Genomic DNA, 13,771 nt, shown 5'->3' with positions numbered 1-13,771 from the left:
AGATTTTTAAAACGAAGCGTAAACCCTCCCAGAGCAATGACTGAGAGGATATTTGGCTAAGATTAGTAAATATTAAGTTTTATGTGTAAATAGTAAGTGCTTGTGTCTTTTAGGGTTGGTAATGTCTCCAAGAAAATCTACCATTTGTCTGAAGACGGGAGTGGGGAGTGAGCAGTAGGAAGCTGAGGGAGCAGGGGAAGCAGGGGGAGAAAGAATAACTAATGCCCCTTGCCTTTTGAGTTAAGCCAGCAGAGACGAACACAATTTGTCTTCGAGTTCGATTTCGCGCTCTTGGGTGGCGACAATAGCCTGAGTGATGACGCGCTGGCTTTCAAAACCGACTGTGTGTAATTGCAACCACTGTTGAGCTTCATTACCTTCGCGGAGGATTTTGTGCAATGGGGAAAGGAAACAGCTAAAGCCTTGTTGTTTAGCGATCGCCCAAACATCTTGGTACATTTGAGCAATCCAATCTCTCGCTACAATGCTTCTACCATCTTGCCAATGCCTCAAATGAGCATCGAGACTACCAGCAGAAGCAGCAGCTTCATTGTTAGCAGTCAGGGTAACAAGTTCTTCACCAGAGAAGGTACTTTGGGTTAACGGATCGATGCTGGGATTTTCGATTACTTGTAACAAACGCGCTTCTAATAAGGCAGTAATGGCTAGCAAGGCAATCGGATCTGTGACTAAATCGCAAATTCGTAATTCTAGGCGATTTAGGTCATAGGGACGGCGATCGCCATTTGGTCGCACTGATGCCCACAAATGCCGCACGTTTTGCATAGTTCCTGCAACAAGTTGATCTTCCACCCACTGAATATGATCGGCGTGGCTGGCAAATAAAGGCACATGGCTAGGCGTTTGCGGGAAGACGCCCCAACGGGTGGAGTGATAGCCAGTAGCTTTGCCATCCAGGAAAGGAGATGAGGCGCTGAGGGCAAGAAATAGAGGTGCTTCCATACGGATCACTCGACACGCCCGCATTAATACTTCTGGGTCGCTGATGCCTATATTGATGTGTACACTGGCGGTGACTACTTTCGTGCCGTAGGTGTTCTCAATGTAGTCATGATAGGGGTTTGCTGGATCGGAACGTAGAAAGCGATCGCCCCCACCCAAAGATAAAGTACTTCCCGGTATCAAGGTGTAATCGCCTAAGCGATTGAGGTAGTTTCGCAACTCCCGCCGGGGACGCAGCAAGGCACACAATAAATTTTCGTAATTATGGGATGGTTGGGTTATGTATTCGACGTTGCGGCTATCTGGCTCCCGCATAAATCCATCCAAATCCGCAACAATTTTGTCGGAGAGACCGACGATTTCACCTTGAGGCGTGCCAGTGTACATCTCAATCTCAAAGCCTTTTAATAAGACCACCTTGTTCTCCTCGGCTCTCTCTACCTATAAATTGTATCGAATAAGACGAATCTGTGGATCTATCTTTCAGGCAATCAAAGGTTAAGAATCATTTAATTGCCAACTCATGCGAAAGCAGGACGACAGATTTCTGGGCTGTCCTTCGGAAAATTGTTATTACTTAAGTATGAAAAATATCCTAATTATGATTTACGCACTGTAGAAATAGACATTATGTATGTAAAAGCAGTCATTTCAGACAGTTAGCATCGACCAAACACACATTGTCTACGGTGTTTTTTATTAGACATCGTGTGCTAATTAAAAAGAGAAATAGCTATAGCTATAGATATTCGTTTTGCGTGCATACCACTAGGGGATTAATATTACATTAAAGCAGCAAATAAGAGGCTATTAATAGCACATTTATCTATATTGCAATATAAAATTATCCGGCAAATCACCCTCTTGAACAATATTGAGACGGAGAAACTGCGCCCAGACTTCATCACTAAGTAAGTTTAAAGCAGTTTTAGGATTGTTAGTAGCGATCGCGCCTATAACTTTACGCCACCCCTGTTGCAATAGGTCGATAAAAGCCTCTTCAATAGAAATCTGACTCAGCAAGGAAAGTGCCGTTTTAAAAATTGCTGAGTCAGCTTGTATATTCTTCGACCTTAACCCTTGAAGTACTACATTCAACCACACAGGTAGAAGTTCCAGCCAATTGTTTTTCTCTATCTCTTTGAGTGCAATGTCTTCCATACCTAGTGCACCCCATACACATAAAGACTCTATGGCAAGTTTAGAATCGCGGTTTTCTAAAGCATTTCCCCATAATTTTTGAGCCTGATTTTGGAAGCGATTAGCGAGAAATTCATAAGCTTCCTGAACTTGATTTGGAATTGTAACTTTATAAACTGACTCACCTCGTGGTAGGTAATCGCCGCGATAAGATAGCCAGTTATGAGATCCGCAAAGATAGATTTTTTGGTCAACTATTACTTCTTTGATATGGGAATCTTCCAACCAAAAAACCTGTACAGATGGTAAATCATCAGGTGTTTTTATCGCTCGAAGTTTTTTCTCTAATTCTGGTGGAATTACTTTATCTTCATCTTCTAATTGTCGCGCAATTCCATGTCCAATTAAAATCCAAACTCCGCGATTAGCTAATTTCTGTAACAGGGTTAGAAATTTTTCATTTACAACAGCCTGATTCACCCACGGAGAATAGATTATAACTTGACTTTTAGCTGAATTTAAAACCTCTGAAAAAACTTGGCTAATTTGTCCATCCCGTAACTGTACGGCTTCAGCTAGCGCTTTATATTTATCTACTTTATCACTGGCTTTTGTGGAAGTTTCTAACGCCTTTTTGCGAATATTTTCGAGTCTAGTCTCTATTTCACTATTTTTCTGCCTGAGAATGGTTTCACGTTCAAAATTGATGGTTTCAGTTGACAATTTACATAATGCTTGCAAAGATATTTTACCTTTAGCATGTAGCACTTCTAACCAATTTGATGCTGACTCTAAAATTTGCTTTCCATTTCTTATTTGGATGCTCAACTTATCTTCAAGGGCATCAAAGATAATGAAAAGTGATATCTTTCTCCAAAATTTTTGAGTCGAAGCTAGCACTTTATAAGAAGTGACGATTTTTCCCTCTTCTGGTACATGAAGTGCTAAACCTGAAGCTTGAATACTTTTTTGTATTTCCTCAAGCGGTAAGGAAGCAATATCATTAATTGTATGATCAATAGTTATAAAGTCTGCCAAATCAGGCAAATTTATCACCATCTCATTTAAGGATTCAGATTGAAAAGTTATCTTGTCGCTTAAAGGGTCTGTAATAGCATTAATTTGTATAGGATATGGCGGCTGCGGTACAGACCCTTTTTCGTAAAATGAGCGACCTTCAGGAGTGACTGTTAGTGGCGATGTTGTTGATAGAGTTTGTAACGTCCTAAGAGTTGAAGTAGTACTTCGGATAAATACAGAATCTAATCCAAGTACAGATGCTAATTCGTCCTCTGTTGGTGGAGGTTGAAATTCAATAGCAGCGCGGATAATAAATTCTTCAAGTACGTTAAACTGGCGAGGTTCCTTGATATTTAGTTCTATAGGAGTTTGACGCAAGCTATAGCGGAATTGATGCGCTGCTAAAACTGAAAAACTAGGAGTTTGCGCTTCAATTTCGTGTACCAAGTTCTTGAGATTGTCATCAATCGTTTTAGCAGAAGAGGCGAGAAACATCAACGAAACCTCCATGAAGGCTTACAATATTTGAAACTTCAGAATACATACTTCCGACTTTACCTGATTGATGGGTAAATAAATTATGACAACCTACAATTATCAGGAGTTCTTGAGCGCGAGAAAATGCAACATTTACCCGTTCTGGCTTTTTAGCAAATCCCACATCTCCTTTGCTATTGTTGCGAACCATACTCACAATTACAACAGGTCGTTCCATACCTTGAAATCGGTCTACTGTACCAGTACGAATTTCTAATGAAGGGAAAAGTTCAGATTGCAAGCGTTCATCAATTTTTCTTAATTGAGCGCCATAAAATGTAATTACGGCAATTTCTTTTTTGGGTTCACCATTAGTAACTTTAGAAGCCCAAGTAGTCTCGAACTGCTGACACAGAAGTTCAATCGCATCAATTTCAGGAGTATTAAAGTAAGAAGTTCCGTTACGTTGCTCTAAAAACTGATTCTCTATAGGCGTTTTTACCCAAAGAAGATGCTGAGATTCTTGGATAATTTTGCCTGCTAGATGATGTGCGCGTTTTGTATCCGGCTCCAAAATACCAGATTCTAGTTTACCGTCGTAAAATTGATTGATTGCTCCCATAATAAATGGGTGCATTCGATACTGTGTAGTTAGCATTTGTTTGATGCTTTCATCGGCAGATTCAAACTGACTTTTAAATAGGGATTCTTCTAAGAATTGTAGTTCGTCTCGTGTATTACCAATTGTTTGAGCAACTTCTTCTAAAGTGCTAGTATCAAGCATGGGTGGTAATTGCCGATGATCGCCTACCATGACTAACTTTTTACCTTTCAAAGCTGGGATTAGTAACTCTGGTGGAGTACACTTACTAACCTCATCAATAATCACGACATCAAAGGATTTGAATTCTTCAGAAAAACCTCTACTTGCAGCTTGAACACAGGTGATACCGACGACGTTGGCATTATCTAAATATATACGCCTTAAATCGTCGCGATCGCCTTCGGTTGGTCGTCTTAATTTACCAATCCAATCTTGTACAAAATTCTGATATTTGTTGAGATAATTTTCTTCTTTTTCGAGTTCCTTCTGCCAAGATTCAAACTGAATGTTGACACCGCGCAATAACTCTATATTAAACAAGTCAGCAGCAGAATTTTCTGGCTTAAACTTATCCGGGATTCTTTGCCATTCTGCCAACCACCAATTTCTTTCTTGTATTAAACTATCTGATGGCTGTGGTTGTAATTTATCTTCTATTTCGCGTAAGCTAATTTGTAATTTTTGAAGCTGCTGTAGAGAAATTTCAGTTTCTTCTTGTAGATTTGATAAATGCTCGTGTAGAGAATTTTTAATCATCTCCAACACCGCAAAAGGTTCTAAGGATGAAATTAAGGTTTCAAGCTGACTAATGGAAGTTACCCAATAATTCACTTGATTTGAGAATTCTTGTGGATGCTCCCAAATATTTGATTGTGTCGCAAGATATTTCTCAGTTAAAGTGTGTAATTGAGTAAGTATATTTTGTTGATTAAGTTCTTGCAAGATATTAATAACTCTGCCAAGTTGCAGATTAGCCTCTTGTTGGGCTTTTTCTACCTCAGCTTGAGTAATGGATATTTGCTGTTGGCTAATTTCATTTTTCTGAAGTTCATTTAATTGTCTTTGTAAATACTGAAGCTGTTGTTCAGTTTCGGTTTTGACTTTTAAAACGCATTGGCGTGCATTTACAAGAATAGTATCTAACAATTCTTGGGTAAGTCGGGTGAGAGTAGAATCGATGTTATTCCATTCCCATGATGCGCCATAAGTCCGTTGCATTCTAATTAAGAAAACCTGGGTATTTTCGACCAGTAATTTTCGCTGTTTGGGGTTGAGTAGCTGATAATTACTAAACTGTTGATAGGTTTCTTGCCATTGGGTGCGATCGCTCTTTAATAGCACCATTGGAATCTGACTAAAATTTTGTTGTAGAAAATAGCTAAAATTATGCTGTTTACCTTGCCTATCACTAAAACCCCCGTCTATTTCATAAGCGATCGCCTTTGTCAATAGCTCCCATTCTGGTAGATTGATTTTATATATTTTTGGTACTATTGGTAATTTTAATGTGTTAGCAAACATCAACAAACCTAGTGGTAGGTCTACTAAATTATCTGTTAGTGGTAAACCTGATTGCTGACAGTCTTTCAAAGTTTGATACAGATGAGAAGGTGCTGTAGATTTCCATTCCTTAACTGCTGAGATAATATAATCAATTTCCCGTTTACGGTTTTCCCATATCTGGATTGTTTGCTGTAGGTTTTGCAGCTTGGTAAGATATTGCTGATAATCTGGTTGTACTTGATTTAACAATGCAAAATTCTGTTTTACAACCTCCACTGATGCTGCAACTTCTAAGATGGCTTTACTAGCCTCTTGAGCATGAGTAAAACCAGATTTAAATTCAGAAATTTCTGTTGCTACAGTTTCACGCAGCCAAACCGCTAAACCAAAAGCGCCAAGCGCCGGACGCACCAAGCCAAGTTCGTCAGTATATTTTATGGCTTGACGAACATTTGCTAAAAACTCTTCTACTAAACTGTTACCTTCCGTATAGGGCTTAAGAAGTGGCAAAAAATCTGTAACTTCTGGAGCTTCCCATTTGATATTTGGTGCAGTATTTAGTATGTTTTCCAGACCTGCAATTATGGATTCAACTCCGTTCTGTTTTTCTACAATTTCGTTGTAAGATTTTTCTTGAGTTTTAAAGTTTAACTCTAGTTTTACCTTGTTTTTATTGAATTTAATTTGTTGCTGATGAAATTCTTCCTCTGCTTGGAAGTAGGCTGTGAATTTTTGTGATGATGCCAGTAATTGACTGAAAGCTTTGATATTTTCAAGGCGTTGCGTAAGATTGTTTTCACAGTCATTCGCTGTATTTTCTAACCATCTACCAATCACTTGGTCTTCTAGAAATGGCTGTCCTTCTTCTCCAACTTTCTCGGCTCTCCCCTTTCGTACAGCCCGAATCACTGGGTTGTGAACTAATCGACTCAATGCGTTATCTACTGCTAAATTGGCTTGAGATGCAATTAGAGTACGTCCACCACGAAGGGCAATTTGATAGCAAATCTCAGCAATTACGGTAGTTTTACCAGTACCTGGTGGCCCTTGGATAAGAACAAGATCCTTCGCGGCAAGTACCTTTTCTACTGCTGCTTTCTGACCAGGATTAGCAGAAGATAACAATAAATCTTGTGGTTGAAGTTCGATAGTTGTTTTGATTTGTCTAGCTTGAGAAGCATCAAATAAAAAGTTGCCCAAATAGGGATTTTGAGTGTAACCATTATTCAAATCATCTAAAGCTTTTTTCTTGCGCTGAATCTGCTGAATATCACCAACTGCCTCAAAACACAAAAATCCGGTAGCTGGTAATTTATAGCGCTCTGATGCCATGAATTCAGCTAAGTCGCGTTCTAATCTGAGGCTGATAATACAACGGTTCGGATCAACTTCCTCAACAGTCCCTAATTGGCGACCGCTAATCCAATTTTTGCCGACAGGAGCAGTTTCAAAAAGCTTTAAATCTTCGTTTTTTGTGCGTCTTGCTCGTTCCCAAAAGTTTTCCACATCGAGGGAATTTTGATAAAAGCCGTCAAGGGTGGCTGAGGTTACATCAATTTCAAAACTGATTCGCCTTTTGAAGTTATAGTTATGACTTACGTAACGCACACAAAATTGACGTGCTTTAGCAATTTTTTCCTCAATTTGCAAAAACGCTTTCCAAGCTTTCAGCTGATCTTCTGTAGGTGCATTTTCGCCACAAACTGGCGCGGCTGCGATGCGTTTCAGTGTTGCGGGCGGAATGTCGAGATGATGCTGATGATTAGCCAGTAAACGCAAACGACAAGGTATAGCATAGCTGTCGGCCTGTCCACGTGAGGGTTGTAACAACTGAGCCGACAGTATTTTTATACCGTCACGTCCATCTTTTGGTACAGCTGCTCTAAATCCTAATGTTTTTCTGAGCTTCTCAAGTCTTGCAGGCAATGGAAAATCATCGGAGTCTGTCGCTATTGTCAAATCCCAAATTTCCTCTCTTGCTTCTTTCCCTGCACCCTTGCGACGCACATAAAATAGAGAAGGCTTTTTCCCGACACATTCATACATTAACTCATTGGCGCGATCGCGCCGCTCCCTAAAATCGGAGTATGATTTCAAGGCAGCCTCACCTTCAAGATGGCGGATAAAACTATCAATTGCTGAAGCTATAAACGTATAGCCCCAATCTTCAGAGGTTGTTTTAGTAGTTTTCGAGGATTTTGCTGTTAGTTTATTTACCGCTGACCGAATGCGTTCTACATCGGGTTCGGAGATTGTACTGGTATGGCTTTTGACTACAATTTTGAGCTTTTCACAAATTAATAATAGCTTCTTGCTATCTAAATTTAATTCTTTTGCTAGTTCGTAGACTCTGAGTTTGCCGTTGTTCATCCACTATTTACCTTGTCCGTATTAGCCCAACTGTCTTGAACGTTTTACGGATTTAAAAATGCTTTTTGTAATCGCAAAAAGCATGATTATTATGACACCGTAAAACAAGGCATCTAATAAAAATGCCCCAAAATTTATACTGGAAAAATCTTCAACCCCGATTGTCCCCCAGCCACCTGTAGGTGAGCTACCAACCTCGCCGTCATGCACTATTGGGAATGGGAACCCAGCCGTTAAAGAATCACCACCCATACACGCATTTGGAGGACATGGTTCACTTGAGCAGAGTTGTTCACAACCTGGAGGATTCTGATACCACAGCGATAAAATAGTTAACGGAATTCCTAACAATCTACTTAATATTATTACTGTTATTGCTTTTCCCAATTTTCTCATCTAAGGGACTTCCAAAGAATAGAGGCTGTATCAAAGTTTATACTGTTGATAAACTTCACTAGCGGCGCGATGCAGTAGGGAATGCCGCCAAACTAAAGATTTCATATCATCAGCATAACCGCCGCCAATGACGCAGGCGACGGGATAACCGCTACTCATACAAGTACTTAAAACCTGCATTTCGCGGCGAAAAATGCCAGCATCTGTTAAGGCTAATTTTCCCAAGCGATCGCCTATATGAGGATCAACACCAGCATCATAAAATACTAAGTCTGGCTTGACTTTAGACAACAAATCTGCTAAATAATTCGCCAAGGTTTGTAAATAAGCGTCATCTTCCATTCCTACCGGCAAAGGAACATCCAAATCGCTATTTTGTTTTGTACCGGGGAAATTGACTTCGCAGTGCATGGAGAAAGTAAAAACGCTGTCGTCATCTTGGAAAATAAAAGCGGTGCCGTCTCCTTGATGAACATCCAAATCGACAATCAGGATTTTTTGGACAAGTCCGAATTTTTGTAAAACGCGACAAGCGATCGCTAAATCGTTGAAAATACAAAAACCAGACCCATAACTGGGAAAGGCGTGATGAGTTCCACCAGCCGTATTACAAGCTAAACCATGACTTAATGCCAGTTTTGCAGTGAGTATCGTACCACCTACCGCTACACAAGTACGATTCACTAACGCTGGACTCCAAGGCAAACCAATGCGTCGCTGTACTTTGGGGTCTAGGGTTCCTTCGCAATAAGCTTGAACATAGCTTGGAGTATGGACTAACTCCATCAATTCTGGCGGCGGACGTTCGGGGGTATGAAATTGTTCTTGATTAGCCACACCATCAGCTAACAGCAATTCGTAGAGTTGTCGGAACTTAGACATCGGGAAACGATGTCCTTCAGGCAGGGGAGCAATGTAATCTGGGTGGTAAATAATTGGCAAGTCCATAATCCAGAAAATCTCAAGCAGCTAATCCGGCAAATAAACAAGGTAAAATTTAGCCATAATCACAGCAACAATGCTGTTATCCTAAATCTAAAACTTAAAATTTATATGATGGAATGGATTCCGCCGATAGTGTTTATTCTAGCTGGCTTACTGGCTGGAATAATTGGTGAAAAAGTTATCTTTAAAAAGCTCGAAATCTTCATTACTAATAAACGAATTGCCGGAAGTAAAATTATATTTCACTCTCTGCACCGGATGACTTTTATTTGGTTTGTCATTTGCGGTTTTTTTTGGGCAATTCTGAGCGCACCTCTGAAACCGGATATTGCCATCGTACTACAAAAAATTCTAACGATCGCACTGCTGTATTCAGTAACCCTAGTTTTAGCAAGATTGAGTGCTGGTTTTGTTAATTTATTTATTCGCAGGGCAGAAGGTGTCCCTACATCACTAATTTCTAACCTTGCTAAAATTACTGTTTTAGTTTTGGGAACATTAATCATCTTGCAAACAGTGGGTGTTCAGATAACACCAATAATCACGACTTTAGGGATTGGTGGTCTGGCAGTTGGTTTGGCACTTCAAGATACCTTAGCAAATTTGTTTTCTGGCTTTTATTTAATTATTTCTAAGCAAGTTAGAACCGGAGACTATGTAAAATTAGATGCTGGTCATGAGGGATATGTTATAGATATTTCTTGGCGTAATACAACAATTAAAGAAATTTCCAATAATATAGTCATTGTTCCTAATTCTAAGTTGTCTTCTGCAATTTTCACAAACTATCATTTACCTGCAAAGGAAATTACTTTAACAATGGATGTTGGCGTAAGTTATGATAGCGATTTGGAACAAGTTGAAACAGTAACTGTAGAAGTAGCCAAAGAAGTTATGCAAGAAATTGCACCGGAATTAAAAGAAAATGAACCATATATCAGATTTCATACTTTTAATGATTTTAGTATAGATTTTACGCTTTATATGCGCGTAAGTGAATACTTTGATCAGCGTATGGGTAAACATCTATTTGTCAAAAAATTACACAAACGCTATCAGCAAGCAGGAATTCAAATTCCTTTTCCGATTAGAGAAGTATATATGCAAGATAATTCAGCTATGGAACAAAATTAGCCCTGGCGACTAGAAGTCGCGGCTACACAGGCAAAACCCGCCTGCGCGGGTTAGCAACCTTTGATTTTGCGTTAGTCCGCGGAGGCGGACTTCTCTGCGAGACGCTACGCGAACGTTTGTATAGCCGCGATTTATAATCGCCTGGTGCAAGATGTGAGCTAACTTAGATTGCTAATGCTCGTTTTTCTAATGGTAGTTCAAAGCGATCGCCTGGTTTCGGCTCAAGTACCCGCGTCGCAAGATTGTTTTTCTCAAGTAACGAGCGAAATTCTTCAGCACTTCCTTTAGTTTGAATGAATTTCATCAGCAATCCTTCAAACGCCACATCTCCACCAGCCGCAGTAGGTATTATTACTTGAGGCTGTAATGATTTTACTACTTCTAAAGCACTATTTTGTCCTTTAATAATCGGCCCAAGCAAAGGTAGCGTCATATCAATAAACGGTGTAATCACTAGATCAATAGGTGCAGCTTGCTTAACTTCTGGAGAATGATACCCGTGAGGCTCGTAGTATACAGTTAAACCACTCTCCAACTCTTTGAGGAGATAACTATTTTCTACCAGAGTGGGGCCAATTGGAGAGCCTGGAAAAGCCTTGATTTCTACTTGATTATTTAAAGTGAAAGTTTCACCATGAGCCAGAGTTGTTACTTGGGTGTAACCTAACTCCTGTACTACCTTGGCTGCATTGGGAGAAGCTACGACCTTGATGTTGTGATCCAGCAGCTTGAGCGTTGGTGGGTGAGTATGGTCTTCTAAACCCTGAGACAGCAGGATCAGATCAATATTATCTGGGATTGGGCGATTTTGCGATCGCGAACCTTTAAACAACCAATCCAAGTTGCTGAAAATTAACGAACCAACCAGCCAAGGGTCAATTAGTATTCGTTTTCCGCCGATTTCCAGTAACCAAGAGTTGCTGTCGAACCAAGTTAAAAACATAAATTTTGTGAAGATAACGCCTACCTTCATTATCAATGGTGTCACCTTTCTTAGTAAGCACTGAGGCTAACACTTACATTCGTCTGGTCAAGTCTACACACGGAGTTCTTTTATGTCTTATCTTGGTTTTACTCACATTGCACTTGCAGTCAGTGATGTTGATGCAAGTATCTCATTTTATGCAAAGTATGCCCAGATGACAGTCGTGCATCGTCGCACCGATCAAACGATTCAAGTAGATGTTGCTTGGATTAGTGACTTGACCAGACCTTTTGTAATTGTCCTAATTAAAGCAGCTAAAGTAGAAGGCGCACTGTCACCACAATCCCATCTTGGGGTAGCTTATCAGAATCGTGGGGAAATCAATCGCCTGTGCAATGAGGCACGCGCTGAGGGAATACTGCTGGATGGGCCAAATGACTGGGGCCATCCGGTTGGTTACTGGGCTTTTATTCGAGACCCAGATGGTCATACACTAGAAATTTCCTATGGTCAGGAAATTAGTTTTACAGTTAAGCAAGCTAGAGACGCGATTAATCGCGTCTCTTAAAAAAATAGTCTTACTTTTTACCAGGAGTACGTCCACCTTCATCGTTACTACCACCGTGAGGATGAGAATTGCCTGGGTCACATCCCTCAGAACCATTACCAATTCCTTGGTTACAGTGGCGACGTGGTTTTACACCCTCTATCGAAGTTTCAGTCTGCTCCTCCACTGCAACTTGTTGTTGTTGTTGTCCAACGACATACTGCGAGGAAATGCTTGCTACCTCTCCGGTGCTAGATAGAGCTTGGTATAGCAAAGCAGACACTTCAGACCTGGTTGCTACCCGTTCAACATTTAGCAAGTTCACATTGGGATAGTTGACGACTATACCGCGTTGTGTCAAAGCAGCAATCAGGCTGCGATATTCACTACGAATATTAGTTGCATCGCTGTAAACAGATAAGATTGTATCCGTGGAACCACTGCCTTTATAATTTAATCCTCGCGCTAATGCTACCAGAATGTCAAGGCGAGAAAGGCTTTGGCTGGGGTTAAAATCTTTGCCAATAACAGCATTTAAAAAGCCCATTTGATAAACTTCGCTGATGGCATTGTAAGCCCAATATTGAGTTGAGACATCCTTAAATGCGATCGCTTGGCGAATTTTCCCCTTGGCAAACGCTTTCCGCAGCATTGCCGCAAATTGGGCACGAGTTACTGGTGCATCCGGGCGGAAAGTCCCATCAGGAAAACCTTCGAGAATTTCCATTGAGGCCAATTCGGCAATAAAATCTTTAGCCCAATAGTCTGTGGAAACATCAGAAAACCCAACCTGGAGAGCGCGAGACATCCCGACTTGACGATAATTCATCAGCATTTGGCTGACATCATAGCTAGAGTTATCGCTGACTTCAATCACCTGCACCAAGCTGCCAGGAGTAGCTTGCAAAGCCTCTGCCAAGTCAGAACTAAATACGCTCACGAACGACTGACGTACTAAAGCATATTCACCCTGAGTGAAAGAGAGGGGATAAACGCTAGTACCTGGAATTGTTGATAAACCTTCTACTTGGAACTGACTACCTTGGAAGGTTTGGGAACTGCTGAGGAAACTAACACGCTGGTCGCTGACTTGGGTGAAGTAGTCGTAGGTGGTGGTACCTGCGTCAATAGTGCCGTTTTGGTCAGCATCAACACCATAAACAGTGCGAACAACTTGGTATTCTGTAGGTTTGGCTGACAAAACCAGGTTAACTGTGGTGTTTGCCGACAAACATTCAAATTCGCTATAGCCAATAAAGCGGTTTTGAACATCATACAATCGCACGACGATGCGATCGCTAGCTTTTAACCCCTTAGCAAATTTTGCTTTTTGCTTAATCTTGTATTTGTAATCACCCAAAAAGCGCTCTTTTAAATAGCCCTTGCCACCTTTACTCTTGACAGAAATGCGAGCAATCACCTCTGACAAGTTCCCGGATGGTTCCCAAATGGCAAGGCTAAAACCTGTTTTTTTGCCTTTTGCAGAAACACTACTACTGCGGCTTTCTGTGGTGATAGTTTGCCGCTCAATAGTAGTACGACTCCTGGTTTCTACTTTTTTATCGGCTAAAAGTTGTTGACCTGTGGAATTATCAGATATTTGGGCGACGGTGGTAGAGAACCCTGAAGTTGCATAGGCAGAAGCTATTGGCGAAAATATTGCCACAGAGATTGCAGCCAGAACAAACTTGCTCATTTGAGCAAAGTAACTTTGATTCATGTATTTCATCTCACACTACCATTCGTC

General features: G+C 40.6%; 9 protein-coding genes. 2 read left to right on the top strand and 7 right to left on the bottom strand.

Annotated features, from left to right (window positions below):
* Positions 1-240: 240 nt before the first annotated feature.
* The 5 genes from gshA to RM347_RS03340 all read right to left on the bottom strand — a co-directional run bounded on the left by gshA (position 241) and on the right by RM347_RS03340 (position 9,421).
* Positions 241-1,380, bottom strand: coding sequence for a glutamate--cysteine ligase (gshA, locus tag RM347_RS03360; RefSeq protein WP_322718069.1), 1,140 nt, complete (start codon positions 1,378-1,380; stop codon positions 241-243).
* Positions 1,381-1,785: 405 nt separating this feature from the next.
* The gene (locus tag RM347_RS03355) at positions 1,786-3,618 is read right to left on the bottom strand and encodes a hypothetical protein (protein ID WP_322718068.1); all 1,833 of its coding nucleotides are present in this window, start codon (positions 3,616-3,618) and stop codon (positions 1,786-1,788) included.
* Entirely contained in the window at positions 3,596-8,077 is a 4,482-nt protein-coding gene (locus RM347_RS03350; RefSeq protein ID WP_322718067.1) for a translation initiation factor IF-2 N-terminal domain-containing protein, read from the bottom strand. Before RM347_RS03350 ends, RM347_RS03355 begins: the two co-directional genes overlap by 23 nt.
* Positions 8,078-8,098: 21 nt before the next feature.
* On the bottom strand, positions 8,099-8,473 hold the full coding sequence (locus tag RM347_RS03345; RefSeq protein ID WP_322718066.1) for a hypothetical protein: 375 nt from the start codon (positions 8,471-8,473) through the stop codon (positions 8,099-8,101).
* A 30-nt stretch (positions 8,474-8,503) separates the two neighbouring features.
* Positions 8,504-9,421: a histone deacetylase family protein gene (locus RM347_RS03340; protein ID WP_322718065.1), complete on the bottom strand. Its 918-nt coding sequence runs from the start codon at positions 9,419-9,421 to the stop codon at positions 8,504-8,506.
* A gap of 105 nt (positions 9,422-9,526) precedes the next feature.
* Here RM347_RS03340 and RM347_RS03335 point away from each other — a divergent pair, with 105 nt between their 5' ends.
* Positions 9,527-10,552, top strand: a complete 1,026-nt coding sequence (locus RM347_RS03335) for a mechanosensitive ion channel family protein (RefSeq protein WP_322718153.1) — start codon at positions 9,527-9,529, stop codon at positions 10,550-10,552.
* A gap of 163 nt (positions 10,553-10,715) precedes the next feature.
* Here the strand turns inward: RM347_RS03335 and RM347_RS03330 are convergent, their stop codons facing one another.
* Positions 10,716-11,495 (bottom strand): MBL fold metallo-hydrolase, encoded by a 780-nt coding sequence (locus RM347_RS03330; RefSeq protein WP_322718064.1) that lies wholly within the window; start codon positions 11,493-11,495, stop codon positions 10,716-10,718.
* A gap of 112 nt (positions 11,496-11,607) precedes the next feature.
* On the opposite strand from RM347_RS03330, the gene RM347_RS03325 reads away from it, so the two are divergent.
* Complete coding sequence (locus RM347_RS03325; RefSeq protein WP_322718063.1) at positions 11,608-12,045, top strand: VOC family protein; 438 nt, start codon at positions 11,608-11,610, stop codon at positions 12,043-12,045.
* Between the two features lie 10 nt (positions 12,046-12,055).
* On the opposite strand, the gene RM347_RS03320 is transcribed toward RM347_RS03325, so the two are convergent.
* Positions 12,056-13,744, bottom strand: coding sequence for an S-layer homology domain-containing protein (locus RM347_RS03320; RefSeq protein ID WP_322718062.1), 1,689 nt, complete (start codon positions 13,742-13,744; stop codon positions 12,056-12,058).
* Positions 13,745-13,771: the final 27 nt, after the last annotated feature.

This window comes from Nostoc sp. ChiQUE02 (genome assembly GCF_034531305.2).
Taxonomy (GTDB): Bacteria; Cyanobacteriota; Cyanobacteriia; order Cyanobacteriales; family Nostocaceae; genus Nostoc.
This window is presented reverse-complemented; position numbering and strand designations above follow the sequence as displayed.